The sequence below is a fragment of the Lysobacter sp. N42 genome (assembly GCF_004344885.1).
This window is the reverse complement of sequence record NZ_SKFB01000010.1, coordinates 76,575-102,738: the sequence shown is the minus strand read 5'-3', so window position 1 is coordinate 102,738 and position 26,164 is coordinate 76,575. Positions and strand designations below refer to the sequence as shown.

At 71.8% G+C, this 26,164-nt stretch carries 21 protein-coding genes; 16 read left to right on the top strand and 5 right to left on the bottom strand.

Annotated elements, in window-relative coordinates; translation table 11 throughout:
• Positions 1-3: 3 nt before the first annotated feature.
• Complete coding sequence (locus EYQ95_RS15370) at positions 4-345, bottom strand: hypothetical protein (RefSeq protein ID WP_132328096.1); 342 nt, start codon at positions 343-345, stop codon at positions 4-6.
• 347 nt (positions 346-692) lie between these two features.
• On the opposite strand from EYQ95_RS15370, the gene EYQ95_RS15365 reads away from it, so the two are divergent.
• From EYQ95_RS15365 to EYQ95_RS15325, 9 genes are all read left to right on the top strand, one after another.
• The gene (locus EYQ95_RS15365) at positions 693-1,433 is read left to right on the top strand and encodes a flagellar motor protein (protein ID WP_132328095.1); all 741 of its coding nucleotides are present in this window, start codon (positions 693-695) and stop codon (positions 1,431-1,433) included.
• Positions 1,433-2,311: a flagellar motor protein MotD gene (gene motD, locus EYQ95_RS15360; RefSeq protein WP_132328094.1), complete on the top strand. Its 879-nt coding sequence runs from the start codon at positions 1,433-1,435 to the stop codon at positions 2,309-2,311. The genes EYQ95_RS15365 and motD overlap by 1 nt, the downstream gene beginning before the upstream one ends.
• Positions 2,312-2,313: 2 nt before the next feature.
• Complete coding sequence (locus EYQ95_RS15355; protein ID WP_132328109.1) at positions 2,314-3,084, top strand: ParA family protein; 771 nt, start codon at positions 2,314-2,316, stop codon at positions 3,082-3,084.
• A gap of 2 nt (positions 3,085-3,086) precedes the next feature.
• Complete coding sequence (locus tag EYQ95_RS15350) at positions 3,087-3,878, top strand: chemotaxis protein CheW (protein WP_132328093.1); 792 nt, start codon at positions 3,087-3,089, stop codon at positions 3,876-3,878.
• A 698-nt stretch (positions 3,879-4,576) separates the two neighbouring features.
• Entirely contained in the window at positions 4,577-4,873 is a 297-nt protein-coding gene (locus EYQ95_RS15345; protein ID WP_165924750.1) for an STAS domain-containing protein, read from the top strand.
• Positions 4,870-5,235: a response regulator gene (locus EYQ95_RS15340; RefSeq protein WP_132328091.1), complete on the top strand. Its 366-nt coding sequence runs from the start codon at positions 4,870-4,872 to the stop codon at positions 5,233-5,235. The genes EYQ95_RS15345 and EYQ95_RS15340 overlap by 4 nt, the downstream gene beginning before the upstream one ends.
• Positions 5,236-5,254: 19 nt before the next feature.
• A complete protein-coding gene (locus EYQ95_RS15335; protein ID WP_132328090.1) occupies positions 5,255-7,246 on the top strand; it encodes a chemotaxis protein CheA in 1,992 nt (663 codons plus the stop codon).
• A gap of 15 nt (positions 7,247-7,261) precedes the next feature.
• Positions 7,262-7,762 carry a chemotaxis protein CheW gene (locus EYQ95_RS15330; RefSeq protein ID WP_132328089.1) on the top strand — a complete coding sequence of 167 codons (501 nt, stop codon included), beginning with the start codon at positions 7,262-7,264 and terminating at the stop codon, positions 7,760-7,762.
• 221 nt (positions 7,763-7,983) lie between these two features.
• Positions 7,984-8,973 (top strand): GGDEF domain-containing protein, encoded by a 990-nt coding sequence (locus EYQ95_RS15325; protein ID WP_165924749.1) that lies wholly within the window; start codon positions 7,984-7,986, stop codon positions 8,971-8,973.
• A gap of 39 nt (positions 8,974-9,012) precedes the next feature.
• Here EYQ95_RS15325 and EYQ95_RS27040 read toward each other — a convergent pair whose 3' ends face one another.
• Complete coding sequence (locus tag EYQ95_RS27040) at positions 9,013-11,280, bottom strand: methyl-accepting chemotaxis protein (protein ID WP_132328087.1); 2,268 nt, start codon at positions 11,278-11,280, stop codon at positions 9,013-9,015.
• Between the two features lie 212 nt (positions 11,281-11,492).
• Complete coding sequence (locus EYQ95_RS15315) at positions 11,493-11,798, bottom strand: energy transducer TonB (RefSeq protein ID WP_132328086.1); 306 nt, start codon at positions 11,796-11,798, stop codon at positions 11,493-11,495.
• Between the two features lie 260 nt (positions 11,799-12,058).
• On the opposite strand from EYQ95_RS15315, the gene EYQ95_RS27035 reads away from it, so the two are divergent.
• From EYQ95_RS27035 to EYQ95_RS15280, 7 genes are all read left to right on the top strand, one after another.
• Entirely contained in the window at positions 12,059-14,719 is a 2,661-nt protein-coding gene (locus EYQ95_RS27035; RefSeq protein ID WP_132328085.1) for a methyl-accepting chemotaxis protein, read from the top strand.
• A 212-nt stretch (positions 14,720-14,931) separates the two neighbouring features.
• A complete protein-coding gene (locus EYQ95_RS15305) occupies positions 14,932-17,157 on the top strand; it encodes a bifunctional diguanylate cyclase/phosphodiesterase (RefSeq protein WP_132328084.1) in 2,226 nt (741 codons plus the stop codon).
• Positions 17,157-18,011 carry a CheR family methyltransferase gene (locus EYQ95_RS15300; protein ID WP_132328083.1) on the top strand — a complete coding sequence of 285 codons (855 nt, stop codon included), beginning with the start codon at positions 17,157-17,159 and terminating at the stop codon, positions 18,009-18,011. Before EYQ95_RS15305 ends, EYQ95_RS15300 begins: the two co-directional genes overlap by 1 nt.
• Positions 18,008-18,625 (top strand): chemoreceptor glutamine deamidase CheD, encoded by a 618-nt coding sequence (cheD, locus tag EYQ95_RS15295; RefSeq protein ID WP_132328082.1) that lies wholly within the window; start codon positions 18,008-18,010, stop codon positions 18,623-18,625. Before EYQ95_RS15300 ends, cheD begins: the two co-directional genes overlap by 4 nt.
• A complete protein-coding gene (locus tag EYQ95_RS15290) occupies positions 18,622-19,725 on the top strand; it encodes a chemotaxis response regulator protein-glutamate methylesterase (protein ID WP_370451262.1) in 1,104 nt (367 codons plus the stop codon). Before cheD ends, EYQ95_RS15290 begins: the two co-directional genes overlap by 4 nt.
• Before the next feature lie 53 nt (positions 19,726-19,778).
• Positions 19,779-20,945: a methyl-accepting chemotaxis protein gene (locus EYQ95_RS15285; RefSeq protein ID WP_132328081.1), complete on the top strand. Its 1,167-nt coding sequence runs from the start codon at positions 19,779-19,781 to the stop codon at positions 20,943-20,945.
• A gap of 127 nt (positions 20,946-21,072) precedes the next feature.
• A complete protein-coding gene (locus EYQ95_RS15280; protein ID WP_132328080.1) occupies positions 21,073-21,771 on the top strand; it encodes a sensor histidine kinase in 699 nt (232 codons plus the stop codon).
• A gap of 114 nt (positions 21,772-21,885) precedes the next feature.
• Here the strand turns inward: EYQ95_RS15280 and EYQ95_RS15275 are convergent, their stop codons facing one another.
• Together EYQ95_RS15275 and EYQ95_RS15270 are read right to left on the bottom strand one after the other, a co-directional pair.
• Entirely contained in the window at positions 21,886-22,755 is an 870-nt protein-coding gene (locus EYQ95_RS15275; protein ID WP_132328079.1) for a TrmH family RNA methyltransferase, read from the bottom strand.
• 274 nt (positions 22,756-23,029) lie between these two features.
• On the bottom strand, positions 23,030-26,164 hold the full coding sequence (locus EYQ95_RS15270) for an efflux RND transporter permease subunit (RefSeq protein WP_132328078.1): 3,135 nt from the start codon (positions 26,162-26,164) through the stop codon (positions 23,030-23,032).

Genomic DNA, 26,164 nt, shown 5'->3' with positions numbered 1-26,164 from the left:
CCCTCAGCCCGCGGTCCGCGGTGCCTGCCGCTGGGAGGCCGGCGCGTCGCACGTGATGTTCAGCCAGGAATGCCCCGCGCTGGCGCCGCTGGCCTCCAGGCAGCGCGCGAGTTCCTGCAGGCGGCGCTCGACGAACGGCCGGTGCTCGGGGCGGGTGCGGCCCAGCAGGGCGGCGCACAGCTCCGGCAGCGCGGCGCCTGCGTCGCCGCTGAGGGAGACGTTGGCCGTGTCGGGGAACGCCGCCGGTGCGGCGCGCATCACCTTCAGGGCGATGCGCGCGAGCTCCAGCTCGACTTCGCTGCGGGTCAGCCAGGCCTGCCCGGCAGCCGATTCGGATTCGTGCATCGTGATCTACAGCGGAAACAGGGCGACGAGGATCGCCGGCGATGTGTAATGCCACCGTCATGACGCCCCGTTCACACAGGTGAAGCCGCGGCCTTGACGATGTGCTCACCCGCGGTGGCCGAGGCTGCGCCTGCGGCTCTCGTCGGCCGCCCACCCGTCGCGCGGGTGGAGCCTCCCGGTGGAGGCGAGCCCCGGTGGTCAGAGCCCTGCCGGGGCTTTTTGCGTACGCGCCAGCTTCCCCGGCAAGCCGCAGCCGGCGCGCCAGGCAGAGCACCGGGGCTCGCGCAGCCGCCCGGGCGGGCCCCGGCAGCTCAAGAAACCGGCGCGGCCGCCCGTTAACGCCCCCGATGGACAGACTTTCCCTCATCGGCGTGGTGCTCGCGCTGGCTGCACTCGTCGGTGGCAGCGTGCTCAAGGGTGCGGGGCTGTCGGGGCTGTGGTCGCCGGCGGCGTTCGTCATCGTGATCGTCGGCACCGTCGCCGCGATCCTCGTGCAGACGCCGATGGCCACCTTCCGTCGCGCGGTGCGGATCCTGCGCTGGGTGTTCCGCCCGCCGGTGCGCGACCCGCAGGCGCAGATCGCCCGGATCCTGGAGTGGAGCCACACCGCGCGCCGGCAGGGCCTGCTCGGCCTGGAGTCCGAACTTCCCAACGTCGCCGACGAATTCCTGCGCAAGGGGCTGCAGATGGTGGTCGATGGCAGCGAGCCCGAGCAGATCCGGCACGCGCTGGAGATCGAACTGGCCAGCCAGCAGCAGCGCGACCTCGCCGCGGCACGCGTGTTCGAGGGCATGGGGGTGTACGCGCCCACGCTCGGCATCATCGGCGCCGTGCTCGGCCTGATGGCGGTGATGAAGAACCTCGCCGACCCCAGCAAGCTCGGCCATGGCATCGCCGCCGCCTTCACCGCCACCATCTACGGCATCGGCGCGGCCAACCTCGCGCTGCTGCCGATGTCGAGCAAGCTCAAGGGCGTGGTGGCCGCGCAGGTGCACGAGCGCGAGATGCTGATCGAGGGCCTCATCGCCATCGCGCAGGGCGAGAACCCGCGCATCATCGAGGCGCGGCTGTCGGGGTACGTGGCCTGATGGCGCGCCGGCATGCCCATGAGGAGCACGTCAACCACGAGGCCTGGGCCATACCCTACGGCGACCTCATCACCCTGCTGCTCGCCTTCTTCGTGGTGATGTACGCGATCAGCTCGGTCAACGAGGGCAAGTACCGCGTCGTCGCCGATTCGCTCAACGCAGCCTTCGGCGGCGCGCCCAGGACGGTCGTGCCGGTGCAGCTGGGTACGCAGCAGCTGCGCGGCTCGTCCTTCGACCGCCCATCGCTGCGCACCTCCGGCGCGGCCGGCCCGGCACGCACGGCCATCGTGCACGTGCCCGACCTGCACCAGCCGCTGGACCCCGCCGCCGCCCAGGCCCAGCGCGAGCGCACCGCGCGCCAGCTGCAATCCATCGGCACGCGCATCCAGCATGCGCTGGCGGGGCTGGTCGACCAGAACCTCGTGCGCGTCCGCCAGGGCACGGACTACCTGGAGATCGAGATCCAGAGCGACATCCTGTTCCACAGCGGCTCGGATGCGCCCAGCGCGCTCGCCGTGGACACGGTGCGCCGCCTCGGCGCGGTGCTGCGCACCGAACCCAATGCCATCCGCGTGGAGGGTTATACCGACGACCAGCCGATCCGCACGGCGATGTTCCGTTCCAACTGGGAACTCTCCGCCGCCCGGGCCGCCAGCGTGCTGCACGAGCTGGTCGGAAGCGGCGTCGCGCCCACGCGCCTGTCGATGACCGGCTTCGGCGAGTTCCAGCCCGTCGCCGACAACGCCACCGAGGAAGGCCGCAATGCCAACCGCCGGGTCATGCTGGTGATCCTCGCGCCGCAGGTCGGGCCGGACGCGGTGGCGCGCGCGACGCCGGTGGTCGCGACGGGCGGCGAATACAGGGGAGGCACCGGCTGATGATGCGCACCTGGGCCGTGGCGAACCAGAAGGGCGGCGTGGGCAAGACCACCACCACGCTGTGCCTGGGCCGCATGCTGGCGGAAGCGGGGCACCGCGTGCTGGTGGTCGACCTCGACCCGCATGCCTCGCTGTCGCACGCGTTCGGCATCGCGCCCGATCCCGCACCGCGTGGCACCTATGAGCTGTTCACCGAGCCCGCCGCGTCGTTGCCCGCGCTGGCGCGCCCGTCGCAGGTCGAGCGCCTGCACGTCTGCCCGGCGCAGCCGGCACTGGCCACGCTGGAGCGCCGCGGCGCCACGCAGCCCGGTCTGGGCCTGGCCCTGGCGCGTGCGCTCCAGGGCGCGAGCGACCGCTGGGACTGCACGCTGCTCGACTGCCCGCCCACGCTGGGCCTGTTGATGGTCAACGCACTGGCGGCCGCCGACCGCCTGGTCGCGCCCACCCAGACCGACCCGCTGGCACTGCACGGGCTCCGCGACATGCTGCGCACCACGCAGATGGTGGAGCGCTCGCGCCGCCGCCCGCTGCCGTACTCGGTGGTGCCCACGCTGCACGACCGCCGCACGCGCGCGGGCACGCTGTGCCTGCACGAGCTCCACGAAACCCATGGCGCCGCGGTATTCCCCGGTGCCGTGCCCGTCGACACGCGCCTGCGCGACGCCGCCGCCATCGCCGGCGGCGCCCCGCTGCAGGGACGCGGCGCCGACGCCTACCGCGAAGTGCTGACCTGGCTGCTCGACAGCCTCAGCCTGCATTCCCGAGCCGCCTGACCATGGCCACGATCGATACCTACCTCGACGAACTGCTCGCTGCCGACGGACCGCTGCCGCGCCCGCCCCGGGCCGCAGCCGCGGCTGCTGACGACAGCGCCGCCGCACAGCACGAGCACGCCGACGATGCGCGGGTGGACGATGCCGGAGCGGCACGCAGCCGGGCGGACGCCACGGCACCCCTCGTCGACGCCGACCACGCCGGCGCGGCCGCGATGCCGGCGCCCCCCGCCCCTTGCGCACCGGCGCGGGAGCCCTCGCCGGTGCCCTCGCCCGGCACTGCGATGCCCGACCTGTCGGCCTTCCTGCCGCCTGCGGAATCGGCCATCGCCCCGGTGGCGCGCGTGGCCGTCGCCGCATCCGCCGCGCGCACGCGCACCGCCACCGGCGGCCACCGCTGGCTGCGCGTCTGCGTGGGCGCAGACAGTTATGCGTTCGAGCTGCTGCGCGTGCAGGAAGTCGTGCGTGTCGCCCCGGTGCTGGCCATGCGCGGGGCCGCCCACGCGGTACTGGGCGTGATGAACCTGCGCGGCCGCATCCTGCCGGTGTTCGACCTGGGCCTCTGGCTGGACGTCGGCGCCGTTCGCGTGGAGGAGCGTTCGCGCATCGTCGTGATCGAGCGCAAGGACGAGCTGATCGGCCTGCTGGTAACCGCCGTGGAAGACGTCGTCTCGCTCGAGCGCGAGCACGTCGAGCCGCCCCTGCCCGGCACCGATCCGGGCCCGACCCTCGGCGTCGCCCGCGTCACCGCCGCACCCACCGTGCTGCTGGATGCGGATGCGCTGTTCGGCTGAAGCCCGCGCACACCGCAACAAGGCGCGCCCGGCAGCAGGCAAGCCGCCAGCAGTCCGCCAGCACGAGCACAGATCGCAGCAGCCACCCGACACCAGTCATCGGATCCACAGACCCACCGGATCCACTGGATCCACCGGATCCACCCGATCATGGCCAGCTACTGCCAATCGTGAGACCCCGAAGGGGCGGCGCGCAGGACGCGCGCCGTCGGCACTCGAGGCAGGATGCCGAGTGTGCCGATCCCCGCGCAGTGTCCGGTCGCGGGCTGTAGACCTGTCGGGGAAGGCCCTTTCTTTTGGGTACTTTTCTTTGGGCCAGCAAAGAAAAGTACCTCGGGCGCGACAGCGCACGAAACGCTGTTGCTGCTAACCACACAACGCAAAGGCAACGTCCATGGATCCCCGCCTTCGCGGGGACGACGGGGGAAGGGCGCGACGGTGCAGGGGCAACGTCCATGGATCCCCGCGCTCGCGGGGATGACGGTCTAACGGGGCGGACGCGTTGCAGGGCCGCGAGCGGCCTGACGAAAGTCGCTGGGCCCCGCCTCCGCCGGGACGACCCCGGACGAGGGCCGGGAGCCACGCCATGACCCCGGTCGCACCCGCCGACACCGCCCGGCGCCCCGGTCCGCCCCCACCTCAAGTCACCGCCCACCCTGCCGTTAACCATCGCGTATCCCATGCATGGACGGTCCGCGATGAGCGAGCTCGCCCTACCCGCCAACCTCGGCATCGAGCACGTCGGCGACCTGCAGCAGGTCTTGTTGCCGCACCTGGAGTCCGACGACGCGGTCACGCTGGCCGGCGGCGCCGTCGAGCGCGTGCACGCGGCCGGCCTGCAGTTGCTGCACGCCTTCGTGCGCGACCGCGCCGGCGCCGGGCGCCGGACCGTGCTGGACAGCCCATCCCCTGCCCTGGTCAACGCCGCGCGACAGCTCGCGCTGGCCGCCAGCCTGGGTGTCGAGAACCAGAACGTTTCCGGAGACAACGCGTGAGCGCGCAACTGCTGATCGTCGACGATTCCACCTCCATGCGGCAGATGGTCGCGTTCGCCCTGAGTTCGGGCGGCTACAACGTCAGCGAAGCGGAAGACGGCCAGGCCGCTCTGGACATCGCGCGCACGCGCCGCTTCGACGCGGTGGTGACCGACGTCAACATGCCGCGCATGGACGGCATCGAGCTGATCCGCAACCTGCGACAGCTGCCCGACTACAAGTTCACCCCGCTGCTGATGCTCACCACCGAATCCGGTCCGGAAAAGAAGCAGGAAGGGCGAGCCGCCGGCGCCACCGGCTGGCTGGTCAAGCCCTTCGATCCCGAGCAGCTGCTGGCCACCGTCCGCAAGGTCCTTGGCTGAGCCACCGGAGCCCGTCGCCATGGACATGAGCCGGTTCTTTGCCGCGTTCTTCGAGGAAAGCCGCGAAGGCCTGGACACGATGGAATCGGGCCTGCTCGGCATGGAGGCAGGCCGCTCCGACGCGGATACGATCAACGCGATCTTCCGCGCCGCGCATTCGATCAAGGGCGGCGCCGGCACGTTCGGCTTCAAGTACATCAGCGACTTCACCCACGTGATGGAGACGCTGCTGGACGAGGCGCGCGCGGGCAAGCGCCACCTCGACAGCGCCGCCACCAGCGTGCTGCTCACATCGGTGGACGTGCTGCGCGGCATGATCGAGCACGCCGAGCACGGCAGCCCGCTCGACCAGCCCGCCATCGACGCCAGCAAGCGCGAGCTCGACACCCTGCTCACCGGCGCCCCGCCCGCCGCCGCACCCGTCGCGGCCGCGCCCGCGCCGTCCGGCCCCGAGCGCTGGCGCGTGGTCTTCCGCCCCATGCCCTCGCTCTTCATGAGCGGCAACGACCCGGTGCGGATCATGCGCGAGCTCGGCGAGCTGGGCGCGCGAGAGGTCGTCTGCCTCGACGATACGCTTCCGCCGTTCGGCAGCTTCGATCCGACCAGCGCGTACCTGGGCTGGACCTTCGAGCTGCCGGGCAGCGTCAAGCGCGCGCAGATCGACGACGTGTTCGCCTGGATCGACGACCAGTGCGACCTGGTCATCGACGCGGTGGAGCCCGAGCCCCCCGCGGTCGCCGCCCCCGTGGCGCAGGCCGAGGCCGCGCCCGAGGCGGCCGCCGAAGGCCTGCCCGTGCAGGCCCAGGCATCGTCCGGCGCTCGCGCCGAGGCCAACAGCTCGATCCGCGTTTCGCTGTCGAAGGTCGATGCGCTGATCAACCTCGTCGGCGAACTGGTCATCACCCAGGCCATGATCCAGCAGCGTGCCGAGGCGCTGGACCCGGTGCTGCACGAGCAGCTGCTGGCCGGCATCGCGCAGCTCGAGCGCAACTCGCGGGACCTGCAGGAAGCGGTGATGGGCGTGCGCATGCTCCCCATCGACTTCGCCTTCAGCCGCTTCCCGCGCATGGTGCGCGACCTCGCCTCGCGCCTTGGCAAGAAGGTGCGCCTGAAGACGCTGGGCGAAGGCACCGAGCTCGACAAGGGCGTGATCGAGAAGATCGTCGATCCTCTGGTGCACCTGGTGCGCAACTCCATCGACCACGGCCTGGAGCCGCCCGAGGAGCGCCGCCGGGCCGGCAAGGACGAGACCGGCACGATCACGCTGGCGGCCATGCACCAGGGCGGGCACATCGTCATCGAGGTGACCGACGACGGCCGCGGCCTCAACCGCGAGCGCATCGTGGGCAAGGCGCGCGAGCGCGGCCTGCCCCTGCCGGAGGAGCCGACGGACGCGCAGGTCTGGGAGCTCATCTTCCATCCCGGCTTCTCCACCGCCGACAAGCTCACCGACGTCTCCGGGCGCGGCGTGGGCATGGACGTGGTACGCCGCAATATCCAGGCGCTGGGCGGCTCGATCGACATCGCCAGCCGCGCCAATGCCGGCTCGACCATGACCATCCGCCTGCCGCTCACGCTGGCGATCCTCGACGGCATGACCGTCGCGGTGGGCAGCGAGGTCTTCGTGCTGCCGCTGAACATCGTGGTCGAATCGCTGCAGCCGCGCGGGGACGAGGTCCGCACGATCGGCGGCGGCGACCGCGTGCTGCGCCTGCGCGAGGACTACATCCCGATGCTCAACCTCGCCGAGCAGTACGGCCTGGGCGCGGCTTCCGGCATGGCCCTGGACACCCCGCCCATCGCCGTCGTGGTGGAGAGCGAAGGCCGTCGCATCGCGCTGGAAGTCGACGAGCTGCTCGGCCAGCAGCAGGTCGTCATCAAGAACCTCGAGACCAACTACCGCAAGATCGCGGGCGTGTCGGGCGCGACGATCCTGGGCGACGGCCGCGTCGCCCTGATCGTCGACGCCGACGGGCTCGCGCAGAAGGCGCGCCTGCGCCAGGCCGCCTGAACACACGGGACCCCCATGAGCACCGATACCCAGCTCGACGCCGAAACCGCCGCCGCCGTGGCCGCGCACGAGTACCTCACCTTCACCCTCGGCGACGAGGAGTACGGCGTGGACATCCTCAAGGTGCAGGAGATCCGCGGCTACGACCAGGTCACCCGCCTGCCCGGCGCGCCGGACTTCGTGAAGGGCGCGGTCAACCTGCGCGGCCTCATCGTGCCCGTGGTCGACATGCGCCTGAAGTTCGGCCTGTCGCAGGCGCGCTACGACGAGACGACGGTGATGGTCATCCTCGCGGTCGCCGGCCGCACGATCGGCGTGGTGGTCGACGCGGTCTCCGACGTCATCCGACTCGATGCCGCGCAGCTGCGCGGCGTGCCCGACCTGGGCTCGGCCATCGACCGCAAGTTCCTCACCGGCCTGGGCGTGGTGGACGAGCGCATGCTCATCCTGCTCGACATCGAGCGGCTGATGACCAGCGAGGAAATGGGCCTGGTGGATCGCGCGCTGGCCGCCTGAGTCCGGCGCCGCGGCGCCCCGCGCGTTGATGCAGGGGCGCCGCACCGCGCAGCATCCGGAACGCGTGCGGAGATCGGCCGTGGACCGCGGGGCAGATGCGTGCCTGGGGGTTTTGCCCGATTGCGGCCTGCCCGACACGGCAGAATGCTGGCCCGACCCCACCGCTTCGCACGCGATGCCCGCAGCCCCCCCTGCCCCCGAACGAATCCTCCCGCCTGGCCATGCTCGACGCGCTGGGCATCCTCGACACTCCGCCGGAGGATGACTACGACGATCTCGTGGCCATCGCCGCGGCCATGTGCGATGCACCGACGGCCCTGGTTTCGCTGGTGGACGCGGAGCGGCAGTGGTTCAAGGCGCGCGTGGGCATGCAGGCACGGGAAACCCCGCGCGGGATGGCGTTCTGCGCGCATGCCATCCTCGACCCGCATACGCCGCTGGTGGTGGCCGACGCCAGGGCCGACCCGCGCTTTGCCGACAATCCCCTGGTCGCCGACGCCGACGTCCGCTTCTATGCCGGCATGCCGCTGCTGGTGGGCGGCCAGCCGATCGGGACGGTGTGCGTGCTCGACAGCCGCCCGCGCACGCTGGCGCCCGCGCAGGAGACGGCGCTGCGCGCACTCTCGCGCCAGGCCTCGCGACTGCTGGAACTGCGCCGGCTGGCGGCGATGCTGGACATCGAGCGGCGCGAGCGCGAGTGGGTCGCGCACGAACTCGCCCGCGCCGACACCGCCTCCGAGCCCGCGCTCGATCCGCTCACCGGGCTGCCGGGCACGCGGGCCCTGCTGGCGATGCTGGACGAGGCGCTGCTCACCGGCGCCGGCCGCGAGCACCCTGCCCAGCTGGCGCTGGTCGAGCTGGATGGGCGCGATGCGCTGGAACAGCTCCACGGTGCGGTGGAGCGCGACCGCGCCCTGCGCTCGGTAGCGCAGTTCCTGCGCAGCGGCGATGCACTGCTCGGGCGGCTGTCGCGCGCGGGCGATGCGTTCGGCGCCGTGCTCGCGATGCCGGCTTCGCGAGCGCTCGCACAGTGCGAGCTGGTGCGTACGCTGGCCGCCGGCGATGCCGCCAGCCTGCCGGTCTCGCTCAGCATCGGCCTGGCCTCCGCGCGCGCGGGCGACGATGCATCGTCCTGGTTCCTGCGCGCCTCGTCCGCACTCGCCAGCGCCCGCGATGCCGGCGGCGACCGGGTGGTCGTCGCCGGCGACTAGGGCCCGTCGACGCTACGGACGCGTCACGTCGAACGGACCCTAGGCCGGGGCCGTCGCGCCGCGCAATGCAGCGCCGCGTGCCGGGCCCAGGCGGAAGGCCGAAACGGCTTCGACCAGCTGTGCGGCCTGCTGCTCCAGGCTGTGCGCGGAGGCCGTGGCCTCCTCGACCAGCGCCGCGTTCTGCTGCGTGCCCTCGTCCATGTGCACCACGGCCTGGCTGACCTGCTCGATGCCCACGCTCTGCTCCTGGGAGGCCGCGGCGATGTCGGCGATGATCGTGGACACGCGGCGCACCTTCGCCACGATGTCCTCCATCGCCTGGCCGGCGGCCGCCACCAGCGCCGAGCCGTCGGCGACGCGCTCGCCCGAGGTGCCGATCAGCGTGTGGATCTCGCGCGCTGCCTGCGCGCTGCGCTGGGCGAGCGCGCGCACCTCGCTGGCGACGACCGCGAAGCCGCGGCCCGCCTCCCCGGCGCGCGCGGCCTCGACCGCGGCGTTGAGCGCGAGGATGTTGGTCTGGAAGGCGATCGAATCGATGATGCCGATGATGTCGCCCATCTGGCGCGAGGAGGCGTTGATGGCTTCCATGGTCTCGACCACGCGCCCCACCACGCCGCCGCCCTGCAGCGCCGCCTGCTCGGCGTCGGCCGCCAGCCGGCTCGCCTCTCCCGCGCTGTGCGCGTTCTGCCGCACGGTGGCGGTGAGCTCTTCCATGGTGCTCGAGGTTTCCTCCAGCGCCGCGGCCTGCTGCTCGGTACGGCGCGCGAGGTCGGCATTGCCTGCGGCGATCTCGCTCGCCGCGGCGTTCACCTCGCCACTGCCCGCGCGGATGGTCCGCACGATGGCCTGCAGGCGCTCGGCCGTGCGGTTGGCGTCCTCGCGGATCGCGCCGAACTCGCCCTGGAACTCGCGTTCGATGCGATGGGTGAGATCGCCATCGGCCAGTGCCGCGAGCATGCGCCGCACCTCCGACAGGCCGGCCTGCGTGGTGTCCACCAGCCCGTTCACGCCCTCGGCCAGTTGCCGCAGCACGCCGGCCTTGTCGTCCACGCGCACGCGCTGGTCGAAGACACCGGCGGCCGCGGCATTGACGACCGCGTTGACCTCGCGTTCGATCGCGGCCTCGGCCGTGGCATCACGCCATTCCACCACCGTGCCCACGCGCGCCCCGTCCGCATCCCGCACCGGGCTGATCAGGAGCGAGAGCACGCGGTTGCCGAAGCGCAGCCGCGCTTCGTGCACGCCGGTGAGCCGGTCCAGGATCTCCACCTGCTTCTCGGGCCGCACGTGGAAGCGGTCGATGCTGCCGCCCTCCACCTGCTCGGCGTCGAAGTCGGGCAGCACCTGGCGGATGTCCTCCTGCGCATCGCGCAGCAGGGCGCGCACGGCGGGATTGAGGTAGATGATCCTGCGGTCGCGGTCGGCGATCATCACGTTGGTGCGCACCGAATCGAGCGCATGGCGAATGCGCAGCCCTTCCTCGTTGTCGAGCTTGAGCTGCTGCAGGTCGAAACCGAGCTTGATCTGCATCGACTTCACGGCCTGCGCCAGGCTGCCCAGCGCATCGTCGTGGTCGATGTCGATGGCGTCGTTGAACTCGCCGTTGGCCATGTGGCGCACGGTGTCGGCCAGCGCATGCAGGCGCCGCTCCAGCCCCGCCCGCGTGCGCAGGGCCAGCACGCCGATCGCGGCGAAGCCGGCCAGCAGCCCCAGGCCGGCCGGCGATGTCGGCGCCAGGCCACCGCGTCCGCCCAGCCACAGGGCCGCGAGGCCGAGCAGCAGGCTGCCGGCGAGCAGGCCGGTCACCTGTGCCACCGGACCGGGACGCAGCCTGCGCAGCAGGCGCGCCAGGGGACGCATCGACACCACGCGGCCGCGCAGCACGCCGAGGCTTCCGTCGCCTGCCGCCAGCCGGGCATAGGCCGCGGCCGCGGCGTCGATCTTCTCCCGCGTGGCCTTCCGCCGCAGCGACATGTAGCCCGCCAGGCGGCCGCCCTCGTAGCAGGGCGTGGCGTGCGCCTCCACCCAGTAGTGGTCGCCGTTGCGGCAGCGGTTCTTCACCAGCCCCACCCAGGGGCGCCCGGCCTTGAGTGCCGCCCAGAGATCCGCGAACGCCGCCGACGGCATGTCGGGGTGGCGGATGATGTTGTGCGGCTGCCCGACGAGCTCGCTTTCGGAAAAGCCGCTGATCTCGATGAAATCGCGATTGATCGACGCGATGATGCCGCGCTCGTTGGTGCGCGAAACGATGATGGTGCCTTCGGAAAGCGGAACTTCCTTGCCGGTTACCGGGAGGTTCTTGCGCATTGGGTGCCGTCGCTTCACATGGTCATCACGCGTAACGGCATGTGTGCGACGGCCTGAATGGTGACGTCCTAGACGGCCGACGAGCGGTAGGCGTCACACTTTCCGGCGGGCAGGTCCTCCGCCTCTCCAGAACACGACGCCCGCTGCTGCGACGCGGCAGCACCGGGCGTCAGGAAACCGCATGTAGGGCGGCGGCCGCGAGCCGCCGGCCCTCAGAGCGAGAAGTTCAGGCGTACCTTGCCCTTGCCGCCACCGGGTTCGAACTGCCACTGCTTCACGGCGCGCACGGCGGCCTGTTCGAACGTGCGCGTCGGCTTGGCATTGACCACGGACACCTTGGCGACCTTGCCTGCCGGGTCGACCTCGAACTCCACCTCGACGAAGCCGGTCGTGCCCGAGCGCGCGGCCTCGGGCGGGTACTGCGGTTCCACGCGCTTGATCGGCTTGAGGTCGGCAGCCTGGACCGGCGCGGCGGCGGCCAGGGCCACGGCGATCGCGAACACGACGGAACGGAACATGGGGATCTCCTGGAAAGCGGACACGCGACGCCCGCTGGCGCCGTAGCTCCTGCATCGGCTGGCGCGAGAGGTTCTTGAGCGTCAAGACCCCGTCCTCGACGTCGGATGCAGGCGTTCATGACTCCGGTCGCACTTCCGCAGCGGCCCGCCCGGCACGGCGCGGCCGCGTCGCCGGCTTCCGACGCAGGCCGCTAAAGATCGATGCGCCTGCGCCGATGACGGATCAGTCGACCCACACAGGGTCCTCGTCCGAGGCTGTCATGCAATCGAAGAACTCGTCGCTCCTCGACCGGCTCATGGCGCCGGCGACCCGCCTGATGGCGCGGTTGCGATTCCTGCAGAAGGCCATGGTCATCGGCGCCGCGTTCATGGCGACCTGCGCCGTGCTGGGCTCGCTGCTGTTCGCCGGCATGCAGCGCGAGGTCAACGCCGTGACGCTTGCCGGTTCGTCCACCGAGCCGCTGGCCACCATGCACCGCGCGATGGGCGACATGCAGCGCCACCGCGGCGTGGTGGTGCGGCAGAGCTTCGGCATCGCCCCCGAGGCGGGCGAGCTCGAGGAGCTGCGCGCGCAGGTGAAGAAGGAGCTGGACGGCGTGATGGCCTGGCAGAAGGCGAACTTCGCCGACGCCAAGCTCGACGCCTCCTTCGCCGCCACGCGCAAGGCCTGGGACGCCGCCACCGGCAAGCACGCCGACGCCAATGCCGCCATGGCCGCGCACGCCGAGGCGCTGCGCCAGGCGCGCCTGCTGGTGAAGACCTTCGAGGCCGAGACGGGCCTGGGCCTGGCCACCGACCCGGCCATGTACTACCTGGGCCGCTCGGTGACCGAATGGCTGCCGATGCTCTCCGAATACGCCTCGCAGCAGCGCAGCGTGGCCACGCGCGTGCTGGGCGAGGGCTCGATCTGGGCCGAGGACCGCGCCGCCTTCGATGTGGCCGAGACCATGCAGGCCTACTTCGGCGACCGCATCCGCCTGGACATGGCGCAGCTGGAGCGCATCGCGCCCGCCTACGCCGCGCGCGTGAAGGGCCCGCTGGCGGCGTCGAACAAGGAACTCGAGGCGCAGGCCGCGCTGATCCAGTCGGCCGTGCTCGACGCCGAGACGCCGAACATGCCGATCCCGGCGTTCACGACGCAGACCGGCAACGCGCGCAAGGCGATGGATGCCGTGGTCGAGGCCACCACCTCGGCGCTGCGCGACGCCGCCGACGAGCACGTGGCCGCCGTGCGCCGGCAGCAGGTGCTGGTGGCGCTGGGCGTGCTGTTCTCGCTGCTGGTGTCGGCCTACCTCTTCGTCGGCTTCAGCCGCAGCACGCGCGACTCGCTGCACGAGATCCGCAACGCCTCCGAGCTGCTCGCCGCCGGCCAGTTCCCCGACCGCGTGGCCGTGAACAGCCGCGACGAGCTGCGCGTGATCGGCGACTCGATCGAGCAGGCCGTGGGCACGCTGCGCGGCTTCGCCAAGGCGCAGCAGGACCTCTTCGCCGCGCACCAGGCCGGCAACATCGACGAGCGCCTGGACACCGAGGCCTTCCCCGGCTCCTACGGCGTGATGGCCGACGACCTCAATACGCTGGTGGCCTCGCACATCGCGGTGCAGCAGCGCATCGTCGACATCGTGGCCCGCTACGGCCGCGGCGACCTGTCCGACGACATCGAGCGCTATCCCGGCCAGAAGGCGCGCATCACCGAGGCGATGGACGCCGTCAAGGCGGGCATGCTGCGCGTCAACGGCGAGATCAAGACGCTGGTGGACGCCGCCGTGGCCGGCGACTTCCGCAAGCGCGGCGACGCCGAAGCCTTCGAGTTCGTCTACCGCGAGATGGTCGACGACCTCAACATGCTGATGCAGAGCGCCGACCGTGGCGTCTCCGAGGTGGGCGCGCTGCTGGCGGCCGTCTCCGACGGCGACCTCACCCGCCATGCCGACGAGAACCTGCCCGGCCAGTTCGGCGAGCTCGCGCGCAATGCCAACCGCACGGTGGCGCAGCTGTCGGGCATCGTCGGCCAGATCCGCAGTGGCAGCCAGATGATCAACACGGCGGCGGCCGAGATCGCCTCGGGCAACAACGACCTGTCCGCGCGCACCGAGCAGCAGGCCGCTTCGCTGGAGGAAACCGCCTCGTCCATGGAGGAGCTGACCTCCACCGTGCGCCAGAACGCCGACAACGCACGTCAGGCCAACCAGCTCGCCATGGGCGCGGCCGACGTCGCCCAGCAGGGCGGCGCGGTGGTGAGCCAGGTGGTCGAGACGATGGGCGCGATCAACGCATCCAGCCGCAAGATCGTCGACATCATCAGCGTGATCGACGGCATCGCCTTCCAGACCAACATCCTCGCGCTCAACGCGGCCGTGGAAGCCGCCCGCGCCGGCGAACAGGGCCGCGGCTTCGCGGTGGTCGCCGCCGAAGTACGCTCCCTGGCCCAGCGCAGCGCGCAGGCGGCCAAGGAGATCAAGGGCCTGATCACCGACTCGGTGGACAAGGTCGGCGAAGGCACGCAGCTGGTCGACCAGGCCGGGCGCACGATGAGCGAGATCGTCGACAGCGTAAAGCGCGTGGCCGACATCATCGCCGACATCGCCGCCGCCTCGCAGGAGCAGAGCGCGGGCATCGAGCAGGTGAACCAGGCCATCCTGCACATGGACGAGAGCACCCAGCAGAACGCCACGCTGGTGGAGGAAGCCTCGGCCGCCGCGCGCTCGCTCGAGCAACAGGCGGTGCAGCTGGTGGAGACGGTGGCGGCGTTCCGGCTGGATGCCGCGCAGGCTGAAGTCTCCGCGGCGCTGGCCCGCGTCGCCGAGCCGGTGCGGGCAACGCCGCCCCGCACGCGGGAGCCCGCCCCGGCGGCCGTGGTGGTGCCCAAGGCGCGTCGCGCCGCGGCCACGTCGAACGAGCAGCACTGGCAGGAGTTCTGACGGCACGCGTGGCCGCAGGAGCATGATCGCCGGCCCCGCGCCGGCGATCGTGTTTCACGGCCAGGCGCGGCGCGGCGGCAGTGGCCAACCGCACCACCGCGTGACGGCCGGCACGGCCGGCCCATCAAGTGCGGCCGCCCGCCGCCGTTAACCCGTTGGCCGGACCGCCGCTTTGCGGCCTCCGGTCCTCCTACGGCGACACCGAGGTTTCCATGCCGCTGAACCTGCCCCCGCATCCGCCCGAGCTTTCCGTTGCGGCCCTTGCCGCGGCTGGCGACGGCGCGCCGGGGGCCATGCCGGCGGAAGAGTTCGGGGATCTGGTCGCCCTGGCGGCACGCATGGGCGACGCGCCGATGGCCTGGCTGCTCGCCCGCGCGGCCGATGAAAGCCTGCGGGTCATCGCGCGGCACGGAGCCGATGCTGCATCCGACCCGCACTGCGTCGCCCTGTGCGCGCCGGTCACCGTCGAAGCGCCACGGCTGACGGTGCCGGACGCCTGCCAGGATCCCTGCTTCGACTCCGAGCCGCTGGTCTGGCGCCATCCCGGCGTGCGCTTCTTCCACGCGCAGGCACTGTTCGGCCGCGACGGCAGCCAGGTCGGCGTGCTGGCCGTGGCCGATACCGCGCCACGCGAGTCCTGCGGCCGCGAGCTGCTGCGCGCCATCGAGCGCCTGGCGGCCATCGGCGAGCGCCTGCTCGAGCGCCACGAGCTGCTGCGCCGCAACCGCATCGCCACGCAGATCATGCAGGCCACCTTCAGCGCGATGGTGGTCACCGACGAACACGGCCAGATCACCCTGGCCAACCGCGCGGCGGAGGCGATGTTCGGCCTGCGCGCGCGCCGCATGCAGGGCATGCCGGTGGACGTGCTCTTCCCCACCTACCTGCAGCCCGACCCCGCCGGCGCCAGCACCTGGCTGCACGGCGAGGACCTCGACGCCGTGCTGCGCCGCGAGCCGCACTACCACCTGCGCACGCTGGGCCCCAAGGGCGACGTGCGCACGCTCGACGCCACCCGCTGCACCTGGCAGCTCGGCCACGGCCACGGGCAGGCGATCATCCTGCGCGACATCACCGAGGACCTCGAGCAGCAGGCCACCCTGCGCCAGATCGCCCTGTACGACGCGCTCACCGGGCTGCCCAACCGCGCCGCCGTCGCCGAAACCCTCAGTGCGCGCCTGGAAGCCACCGACGCGCCCCTCGCACTGGCGCTGCTGGGCCTGGACAACTTCAAGACCATCAACGACACGCTCGGCCATTCGGCGGGCGATGCCGTCCTGCAGGCCACGGCCTCGCGGCTGCGCGCGTCCATGCCCGCCGGCGCGACCGTCGGCCGCTTCGGCGGCGACGAGTTCGCGCTGCTCTTCAACGACACCCCCGAGCACGTGATCCTCGTGCAGCTGGCCGAGATGCTGCGCCAGGTGGCCGAGCCGCTCGAGGTGTCGGGCCATCCCATCCATCTGGAGGCGTCCATCGGACTGGTCCTGCGCGAGGACGCAGGACAGGCCGACGCACCGCCCTCGGCCAGCGAGCTGATCGCGCGCGCGGACCTCGCGCTCTACAAGGCGAAGGCCCGCGGCGGACGCCAGGTCTGCCGCTACGACCTGGGCATGCGCCGCGAAGTGATCGACCGGCGCATGCTCGAGATCGAGCTGCGCCGCGCCCATGCGCGCGGCGAGTTCGAGCTGCACTACCAGCCGCAGATCGATCTCGACACCGGGCTGGCCTTCGGCGCCGAGGCGCTGCTGCGCTGGCGCCATCCGGAACGGGGGCTGCTGCCGCCTGCGGCATTCATCGAAACGCTCAGCAACAGCGCTCTCGCGCTCGACGTCGGCCGCTGGATCATCGAGCAGGCATGCCGCGACGCCGCGCGCTGGCCCAAGGTGGCCGGCCGCGACATCGCCATCTCCATCAATCTGTTTCCGGGCCAGGTGCACGAAACCGACCTCGGCCGCGACGTCGACCAGGCGCTCGGCGCCACGGGCCTGCCGGCCGAGCGCCTGGAGCTGGAGATCACCGAAACGATCGCACTCAAGCCCGACGACAGCGCATCGCGCGCGCTCGCCGGCCTGCGCGAGCGCGGCGTCCGGCTGTCCTTCGACGACTTCGGCACCGGCTTCGCCTCGCTGTCGATGCTGCAGCGCTTCCCGATCGACCGCGTCAAGATCGACCGCTCGTTCGTGCGCGACATGCTCGACAACCGCGGCGACGCGGCCATCGTCAAGTCCATCGTCCTCATCTCCCGCAACATGGAGCTGCACGTGACGGCAGAGGGAGTGGAAAGCCCGGAGCAGGCCGAACTGCTGCGTGGCATCGGCTGCGACTCGGCCCAGGGGTTCCTGTACGCGCCCGCGCTCGCGCCGGAGGCATTCGAGCGCTGGCTGGCCGAACAGTCGCAAGACCCGGCCAATGCGCCGTGGCGGCGCCGGAACGCCTGATGGGCAGGCTGGCGACGACGGCGCCGGTCGAACGCGGCTTCGCCTTCGAGGCGCGCGACTTCGACCGCGTCCGTTCGCTCATCCACCAGCGTGCGGGGATCAGCCTGGCCGACCACAAGCGCGACATGGTCTACAGCCGCCTCGTGCGCCGGGTACGCGCAGGCGGCTTCGCCAGCTTCGGCGCCTACCTCGATGCGCTCGAGCATGGCGACGGCGGCGAATGGCAGGACTTCATCAACGCGCTGACGACCAACCTCACCTCGTTCTTCCGCGAGGCGTATCACTTCGATGCATTGCTGGCGCAGCTGCGCGAGGCCGCGGGCCCCGGCATCACGCAGCCGCTGAGGATCTGGTGCGCGGCCGCGAGCACCGGCGAGGAGCCGTGGTCGCTCGCCATCACCGCCTGCGAGGCCTTCGGCACCCTCGCCCCGCCGGTGCGGATCCTCGCCACCGACATCGACACCCAGGTGCTTGCGACGGCCGAGGCCGGCATCTACAGCCTGGACCGCATCGAGCCCCTGGACGAGGCGCGCAGGCGCGCGTTCTTCCAGCGAGGCACCGGTCCGCACGAAGGCATGTGCCGCGTCCGGCGGGAACTGCGTGACCTGGTGAGCTTCCGCCCGCTCAACCTGCTCGACCGCGACTACGGCATCGCCCCCGGCCTGACGGCGATCTTCTGCCGCAACGTGATGATCTACTTCGACAAGCCTACCCAGTACCGGCTGCTGCAGCGCATGATGCCGCTGCTCGCGCCGGACGGGCGCTTCTACGCCGGCCACTCGGAGAGCTTCAGCCACGCGGCGGACCTGGTGACGGGTTGCGGCCGCACCATCTTCCGGGCGCGGGCACGATGAGCTCGGCCGCCGCCATCGCCGCCGAGCCCGGCGCCTACTTCGACGAGGCGCTGCAGACCCGCGCCTTCCGCGTCCTGCCCGCCGAATACCGCGTCACGGACCAGCCCATCGCGCTGGTGACCCTGCTCGGCTCGTGCGTGGCGGCATGCCTCTACGATCCGGCCCTGGGCGTGGGCGGGATGAACCATTTCATGCTCCCCGACGCACAGCCGGCGAGCCTGCCGCCCCGCGGCGGCGACGGCAGCGCGCGCTACGGCGCGCATGCAATGGAGCTGCTGATCAACGACCTGCTCAAGCGCGGCGCGCGCCGCAGCCACCTCCAGGCCAAGGTCTTCGGCGGCGGCAACGTGCTGCGCGGCTTCACCAGCGATCCCATCGGCACCCGCAACGCGCGCTTCGTGCTCGACTACCTCGGCGCCGAGCGGATTCCGGTGCTCGCGCAGGACCTGGGCGACGTGCATCCCCGCAAGGTCTGCTTCTTCGCACAGACCGGCCGCGCCCTCGTGCGTCGCCTTCCCATCACGCGCGACGAGGAGATCGTGCGTGCCGAGCGCGCGCTGTACGGCCGGCTCACGCGGGCGCCGGTGTCGGGCAGCGTGGAGCTGTTCTCGTGAGCGCCGGCGACCCGGCACCGCTGCCGCGGCCCGTGCGCGTGCTGGTGGTCGACGACTCGGCGCTGATCCGCCGCCTGATGTCGGAACTGCTGCCGGCCGATGGCGACATCGAGGTCGTCGGCACCGCTTCCGACCCGTTCATCGCCCGCGAGCGCATCAAGCAGCTCAACCCCGACGTCCTCACGCTGGACGTCGAGATGCCGCGCATGGACGGCCTGACCTTCCTGCAGAACCTCATGCGCCTTCGGCCGATGCCGGTGGTGATGGTATCGACGCTGACCGCCGCCGGTGCGAGGGTCACGCTGGATGCGCTCGAACTGGGCGCCGTGGACTTCGTCACCAAGCCCTGCGTGGACGTGGCAAGCGGGATGGCCGCCTACGGCGCACTGCTGCGGTCGAAGGTGCGCGAGGCGGCGCAGGCACGCGTGACGGGGTTGCCGCCGCCCGGAGCGGGAGCGGACGCGCGGGGCGCGATCGTGATCACCGGATACCGGACGACCGACCGCCTGATCGCGATCGGCGCCTCGACCGGTGGCACGGAGGCCATCCGCAGCGTGCTGGCGACCATGCCGGCGGACGCTCCGGCGATCGTCATCGCCCAGCACATTCCCGCAAGCTTCAGCCGCGCATTCGCCGAGCGGCTGGATCGACACAGCCGCATGACGGTGCGCCATGCCGAGGACGGCGAGCCGATCCTGCCCGGCCACGCCTACGTTGCGCCCGGCGGGCAGCACCTGCGCATCCAGCGCAGCGGCGCGCGCTGGGTGTGCCGCGTCGCCGGCGACGCCGCGGTGAACGGCCATCGCCCCAGCGTCGACGTGCTGTTCGAGTCGATCGCCACCCACGCAGGGCCCAACGCCTGTGCAGCGCTGCTCACCGGCATGGGCGAGGATGGCGCGCGCGGCCTGCTGGCCGTGCGCCGGGCGGGCGGCGCCACCTTCGCCCAGGATCGCGCCACCAGCGTGGTCTGGGGCATGCCCGGCGCGGCCGTCGCGCGCGATGCGGCCGGCGAAGTGCTGCCGCTGCCGCGCATCGCGGAACGGCTGCTGCAGGCCACCACGCGCGAGCCCGGGCGCCGGAACAACGACGCCGTCCGCTAAAGCGCCCCGCCGCCCTGCCGTTATTCCGGGTGAACCTTCTGCAGAGAGCTCCGATGGACTCCCGCGTACTCATCCGCCTCGCCGCTCCAGCGGTGCTCACGCTCCTCGTCATGCTGGCCGTCGGCCTGCGCTGGCCCGCTGCCGTCACCTGGGGCGTCCTCGTCGCGATGGCCGCCGCCTGGGGCGCGTTCGCCTGGTCGGTGAGCCGCATCGGCGGCCGGCAGGTGTCGAGCCTGCGCGAGCAGATGCGCGTGCTCGAGGAGCTGCGCAGCTTCGTCACCACCGAAATCACCGGCAGCCGGCACGAAATCGACCGCACGCGCGATCTGATCCGCGAAGCGGTCGGCAAGCTCGGAACCAGTTTCGAGGCGGTCAACCGCAAGTCACGCGAGCAGAGCCAGGTGGTGGCCCGCCTCATCGACCGCTCCGACGCGGGCAGCGGCGTCGACGTGCAGCGCTTCGCGGTGCAGGCCAGCCAGCAGATGGAGCAGCTCGTGGAGGCGCTGGAAGCCGTCTCGGGCCAGAGCAGCCACACCGTGACGCACATCGATGCGATGGCCGAGCACCTGGACGGCATCTTCGCCCTGCTCGAGGACGTGAAGTCCATCGCCGACCAGACCAACCTGCTCGCGCTCAACGCCGCCATCGAGGCCGCCCGTGCAGGCGAGGCGGGCCGCGGGTTCGCCGTGGTGGCGGACGAGGTTCGCAACCTGTCCGAGCGCAGCACCGCCTTCAACGAGCAGATCCGCAAGCTCGCCCACTCGTCCAAGGACGCGATCGCCAAGGTGCGCGACACCGTCACCACGATGGCCAACCGCGACATGGACCGGGCGCGTGCCGCCCGTGGCGAAGCCGCCGCCATGCTCGAGCGCGTGGAGGGAATCAACCGCTCCCTGGGCAACGGCATGCGCGAGATCTCCGACTGCGGCCGCAGCATCGACGGCTCGGTCGCCGAGGCCGTGCGCTCGCTGCAGTTCGAGGACATCGCCACCCAGGCGCTCGGCGCGGCCAGCGTGCACCTGGAGCGGCTCGCATCGATCAACCGCGAGGCCGTCGCGCTGCAGGAGCTCCTGCATCGCCCGCACCACGATGCGGAGGTGCAGCGCGCGCTTTCGCAGATCGCGCAGCGCATCGCCGGCATGCGCGGCGAATGGGAGCGCCCGCCGCACAAGCCGGTGATGCAGCAGTCGATGGAAGCCGGCAGCGTCGAGCTGTTCTGATCCACGACCTTCCGGGGGCTGCCCGGGCAGCCCCGAAGCCGCCGCGCCCCGCGTGGCGGCTTCGTCGTTTCCGGGGCCGCATCGCACGCTACGCGGCCACTGCCGCAGCGCATGGCAGACTCGCGGCATGGAGCCTGCCGCATCGCCCGACGACCTCGACGACCTTGCCGCGCAACTCGCCCGCCAGCGCGAGGAGCTGCGTACCCTCGCCCGCCGGCTCATCACCGTGCAGGAGGACGAGCGCGCCGCGCTCTCGCGCGAGCTGCACGACGACATCGGCCAGTCGATCACCGCGATCAAGCTCTCGGCCGTCGCCCTGCTCGGCGACGCCGATCCGCGCTACGTGCGCGAGGTCGCGCAGGAGATCGTGGCCATCGCCGACCAGACGGTGGCCAAGCTGCGCGACCTCTCGCTGCTGCTGCGCCCGCCGCAGCTCGATGCGCTCGGGCTGGAGGCCGCGCTGCGCTGGCAGGCCGGCGCCCTGTTCCGTGGCGATGGCCCGGCGCTCACGCTCGACGTGCCGCCGCTGCCCTGCCGCCCCCCGCGCGAGGTCGAACTGGCCTGCTTCCGCATCGCGCAGGAAGCGTTGACCAACGCGCTACGGCATGCCCATGCGCGCCACGTGCTGCTGCGCCTGGACTGCGACGACACGACGCTGCGGCTGCACGTGGAAGACGACGGTCGCGGCCTGGCACGCGACCGGCGCGACGGCCTGGGGCTGATCACGATGCGCGAGCGTGCCCAGCAGCTGCGCGGCAGGTTCGACATCCACAGCGACGATCGCGGCACGTCCATCGACGTCGAACTGCCGCTGGATCCGGCCTGACGCCGGCACGGCGCGTCACGCCCGGTCAGGCCCCGGACGTCGGATGCGGCCCTGCATGCCCCGCGCCCCGTGCTCGGGTGCGGCAGGCACGGATGAAGGTGCGCGCAACCCGCCTCAGCCGTGCCGCGTACGCGCCCATGCGGCCAGGAACACCGCCGTCGCGGCCGCCACGTTCAGGCTCTCCACCGCGCCGGTGCCCGGGATCGACAGGCGCAGGTCGCAGGCCTGCGCGAATGCGCGGTCCATGCCCTCGCCCTCGGCGCCCATGACGTAGACCAGGCGCGGGGGAAGCGGTGTCGCGAACGCATCGCCACCCCCGTCGACGACCGTGGCGGCCAGCGCGAAGCCCGCACCGCGCAGCTGCGCGAGCGCATTGTCGGCCCGGCCCAGGCGCACGAGCGGCACGGCCTCGGCGCCGCCTTCGGCCACGCGAGCGGCGGCACCCGAGAGCGCGAGCGGGGAGTCCTTCGGCAGCAGGATCGCGCCCACGCCGAAATGCGCCGCCGAGCGCAGGATCGCGCCGAAGTTGTGCGGATTGCCCACGCCGTCGAGCCAGAGCGCGCAGCAGGGGCCGGCGGGCAGGTCGCGCAGCCAGGTCGACAGCGGCACCGGGGCCTCGCGCAGCACGTCGGCGACCACGCCTTCGTGGTGCGCGCTGGCTGCGAGCTTCTGCAGGTCGCCGTCCTCCACCACGCGATAGCCGATGCGATGGGCCACGCACCACTTCAGCAGCGGCTGCAGCGCGGGAATGCGCGCCTCGGCCAGGTAGAGCTTGCGGATGGCCTGCGGGCGGCGGGCGAACACGGCGCGCACGGCATTGAGCCCATGGACGCGCAGTTCCTCGTTCTGCGCGCGCGCCGCCGGCGTGTCCCCGCCCTGCTCGCGACCGGGCGCAGGCCCGGCACCGCGGGGCCTGCGTTCGCCGTAGGGGCCTGCGGCGTCGCGGCGCGGCGGGCGGTTCCAGGGGCCGGGCGGGCGGTTCATGGCGGCGTCTCGGGCAGCGGGCAGCTGATTGTCGCCGATGCCAGGCGCGGGCCGGAAAAGTCCCCGGGTTCCCGCCGTCGCGGGAACGACGTGCGGGCGCCGCCAGCACGGCTCGCAGACCCCGCCCGAACGACAGCTCGGGGCGCGAAGCCACCATCACCGCCAGGACGCCGTCGCCGCCGCGAAGACGGGGGCCAGTGACGTCAGCCGCTCATTTCACCTGACGCCACGCGTGGCCTTCAGCTCGCGTCGTGACCGCCTTCGCTGCCGCGCCTCAGGCATGCCCACCCGCCTGGGGCGTCACCGTCTCCAGCCGCTCCAGCTCGCGTCCGGTGGCTTCGGGCGACTTCGTGTACTTCGCCAGCAGCAGGTAGAACGCCGGGATCACGAACAGCGAGAGCAGCGTGGAGAACGACACGCCGAAGATGACCACGATGCCGATCGTCGCGCGGCTGGCCGAACCCGGGCCGCCGGCGAGCACCAGCGGCACCGCGCCCACCACCGTGGCGATGGACGTCATCAGGATCGGGCGCAGGCGCACGGCCGCGGCCTCGACGATGGCCTCGCGGATGGAGCGGCCCTCGTCGCGCAGCTGGTTGGCGAACTCCACGATCAGGATGCCGTTCTTGGCCGCCAGGCCGACCAGCATCACGATGCCGATCTGCGAGAACAGGTTGAGCGTGCCGCCGGTCAGCCACAGGCCGATCAGTGCGCCCAGCACGCCCAGCGGCACGGTGAGCATGATCACCGCCGGGTGCACGAAGCTCTCGAACTGCGCGGCCAGCACCAGGAAGACGATCAGCAGCGCCAGCGTGAAGGTGAGCACCACCGCGCCGCCGGCGGCCTGGAACTCGCGCGACTCGCCCTTCCAGTCGATCTGCGCCTGGTCCGGCAGTTCCTCCTCGACCACCTGGTTGAGGAAGGCGATCGCATCGCCCATGCGGTAGCCCGGCGCCAGCCCCGCGGAGATGGTGATCGCGCGCAGGCGGTTGAAGCGGTTGAGGCTGCCCGGCTCGGCCAGCTCGCGCAGCGTGACCAGGTTGGCCAGCGGCACCAGCGCGCCATCACGGGCCCGCACCTGGATCTGCGAGAGGTCCGCCGGCGACGCGCGCGCCGCGCGCTCGGCCTGCAGGATCACGTCGTACTCCTCGCCGTTCTGCACGAAGGTGGTGACGCGGCGGCTGCCCATCATCGTCTCGAGCGCCGTGCCGATCGCGCTCACGCTCACGCCCAGGTCGGCGGCGCGCTGGCGGTCGATCTCCACGCGCATCTGCGGGCGGGTTTCCTTGTAGTCCGAGTCCACCGAGAACAGCTGCGGGTTCTGCTCCATGCGCGCGACCACGCGGTCGCGCCACTGCGCCAGCTCCCCGTACTCCGGGCCGCCCAGCACGATCTGCAGCGGCTGGCCGCGGCTGCGCACCAGCCCCGTGCGCACCGACGGATTGGCGCGCACGCCGGCGAGCGCGCCGAGCTCGCGGCGCAGCTGGCTGACCACGTCGTCCGTGCTCACCTCGCGCTTGTCCCAGTCCTGCAGGAACACGATCACCTGCCCGGTGTGCATCTCCTCGCTCGCGCCGAAGCCGCCGGGCACGCGGGCGTTGGCACGCTGGATGGGCCGGCCCGAAGCCGCGTCGCCCGTGTGCCGTGCCAGGATCTGCTCGACCTTCTGCACCTGCGGCACGGTGTAGTCGAAGCCCGCGCCCTCCGGCCCTTGCACCCACACGAAGAACGCGCCGCGATCCTCCGGCGGGGCGAGCTCGGAAGGCACCAGCCGGAACAGCAGCACGCTGGCCGCGAAGGCCGCCAGCATCGCCAGGATGAACAGCCAGGGGTGCCCGACGCTGCGCTCGAGCAGCCCGCGGTAGCCCGAGGCCAGGCGCTCCAGCCCGCGGTTGACGAACCGGGTGACCGGGTTCGACTTCTCCTCGCTGTGCGGTCGCACCAGCAGCGAGGACATCATCGGCGTGAGCGTGAGCGCCACGAAGGCCGAGATCGCCACCGCGCCGGCCAGCGCCACCGACAGCTCGCGGAACAGGCGCCCCGTGTTGCCCTCCATGAAGCCGATCGGCAGGAACACCGCCACCAGCACCGCGGTGGTGGCGATGACCGCGAAGGCCACCTGCTTGGTGCCGCGCGAGGCGGCCACCAGCCGCGGCTCGCCCAGGTCGGCGCGGCGCTGGATGTTCTCCAGCACCACGATCGCATCGTCCACCACCAGGCCGATGCAGAGCACCAGCGCCAGCAGGGTGAGCAGGTTGATCGAGTAGCCGAAGGCGTAGAGCGGGATGAACGCCGCGATCAGGCACACCGGCACCGTCACCGCCGGGATCAGCGCCGCGCGCAGGCTGCCCAGGAACAGCCAGATCACCACCAGCACCAGCACGATGGCCTCGCCCAGCGTCCAGTACACGCGCTCGACGGCCGCGTCGATGAACGTGGTGTTGTCGAAGGCCACGAAGATGCGCGTGCCCTCGGGCAGGCTGGGCTGGATCTGCTCGGCCAGCGCACGCACGTCGCGGGCGACGTCCAGCGCGTTGGCCTGCGAGGTCTTGACGATCCCCAGGCCGATGTTGGGCTCGCCGTTGCTGCGGAAGTAGGCGCGCCGCTCGGCGGTGGCCAGCTCCACGCGCGCCACGTCGCCCAGCCGCACCACGTAGCCGTCCTCGCCCTTGGCCAGCGGGATCTGCGCGAAGTCCTGCGGCTGCCGGTAGCTGCGCTCCACGCGCAGGGTGAAGTCGCGGGTCTCTGATTCGATGCGGCCGGCGGGCAGCTCCACGTTCTGCGCGCGCAGGCTCGATTCGATGTCGCCGGCAGTGATGCCGCGCGCGGCCATGGCATCGCGGTCCAGCCAGATGCGCATGGCATAGCGTTGCTGGCCGCCGATGCGCACCTGCGCCACGCCGTCCACCGACGAGAGCCGATCCACCACGTAGCGGTCGGCGTAGTCGGTGAGCTGCAGCGTGTCCATTCGCGTGCTGGACATGTTGAGCCACAGGATCGGGTCGGCGTCGCTCTCGACCTTCTCGATCTCCGGCGGATCGGCCTCGTCCGGCATGCGGTCGGCCACCCGGCTCACCGCGTCGCGCACGTCGTTCGCGGCTGCCTCGATGTCGCGCTCGAGGGTGAACTCGATGCTGATCGCCGACCGGCCGTTGACGCTGCGCGACTCGATCGACTCGATGCCCTCGATGCCGGCCAGCGCGTCCTCCAGCACCTGGGTGATGCGTGTTTCCACCACGCCGGCCGACGCGCCCGGGTAGGTGACGTCCACCGAGACGATGGGCGGGTCGATCGCGGGCAGCTCGCGCAGCGTCAGCCGCGTGAAGGCCATGAAGCCGAGCACGATCAGCAGCAGGCTCATCACCGTCGCGAAGACGGGCCGGCGGATGGACAGCTCGGACAGGCGCAT

Coding starts and splice junctions, on each gene's coding strand:
- EYQ95_RS15330 (WP_132328089.1), top strand. CDS start 7,262: ATGAGCACCGATACCCAGCTCGACGCCGAAACCGCCGCCGCCGTGGCC.
- EYQ95_RS15280 (WP_132328080.1), top strand. CDS start 21,073: ATGGAGCCTGCCGCATCGCCCGACGACCTCGACGACCTTGCCGCGCAA.
- EYQ95_RS15370 (WP_132328096.1), bottom strand. CDS start 345: ATGCACGAATCCGAATCGGCTGCCGGGCAGGCCTGGCTGACCCGCAGC.
- EYQ95_RS15300 (WP_132328083.1), top strand. CDS start 17,157: ATGGGCAGGCTGGCGACGACGGCGCCGGTCGAACGCGGCTTCGCCTTC.
- motD (WP_132328094.1), top strand. CDS start 1,433: ATGGCGCGCCGGCATGCCCATGAGGAGCACGTCAACCACGAGGCCTGG.
- EYQ95_RS15270 (WP_132328078.1), bottom strand. CDS start 26,164: ATGCGCCTGTCCGAGCTGTCCATCCGCCGGCCCGTCTTCGCGACGGTG.
- EYQ95_RS15305 (WP_132328084.1), top strand. CDS start 14,932: ATGCCGCTGAACCTGCCCCCGCATCCGCCCGAGCTTTCCGTTGCGGCC.
- EYQ95_RS15275 (WP_132328079.1), bottom strand. CDS start 22,755: ATGAACCGCCCGCCCGGCCCCTGGAACCGCCCGCCGCGCCGCGACGCC.
- EYQ95_RS15355 (WP_132328109.1), top strand. CDS start 2,314: ATGCGCACCTGGGCCGTGGCGAACCAGAAGGGCGGCGTGGGCAAGACC.
- cheD (WP_132328082.1), top strand. CDS start 18,008: ATGAGCTCGGCCGCCGCCATCGCCGCCGAGCCCGGCGCCTACTTCGAC.
- EYQ95_RS15350 (WP_132328093.1), top strand. CDS start 3,087: ATGGCCACGATCGATACCTACCTCGACGAACTGCTCGCTGCCGACGGA.
- EYQ95_RS15365 (WP_132328095.1), top strand. CDS start 693: ATGGACAGACTTTCCCTCATCGGCGTGGTGCTCGCGCTGGCTGCACTC.
- EYQ95_RS27035 (WP_132328085.1), top strand. CDS start 12,059: ATGCAATCGAAGAACTCGTCGCTCCTCGACCGGCTCATGGCGCCGGCG.
- EYQ95_RS27040 (WP_132328087.1), bottom strand. CDS start 11,280: ATGCGCAAGAACCTCCCGGTAACCGGCAAGGAAGTTCCGCTTTCCGAA.
- EYQ95_RS15335 (WP_132328090.1), top strand. CDS start 5,255: ATGGACATGAGCCGGTTCTTTGCCGCGTTCTTCGAGGAAAGCCGCGAA.
- EYQ95_RS15285 (WP_132328081.1), top strand. CDS start 19,779: ATGGACTCCCGCGTACTCATCCGCCTCGCCGCTCCAGCGGTGCTCACG.
- EYQ95_RS15345 (WP_165924750.1), top strand. CDS start 4,577: ATGAGCGAGCTCGCCCTACCCGCCAACCTCGGCATCGAGCACGTCGGC.
- EYQ95_RS15325 (WP_165924749.1), top strand. CDS start 7,984: ATGCTCGACGCGCTGGGCATCCTCGACACTCCGCCGGAGGATGACTAC.
- EYQ95_RS15315 (WP_132328086.1), bottom strand. CDS start 11,798: ATGTTCCGTTCCGTCGTGTTCGCGATCGCCGTGGCCCTGGCCGCCGCC.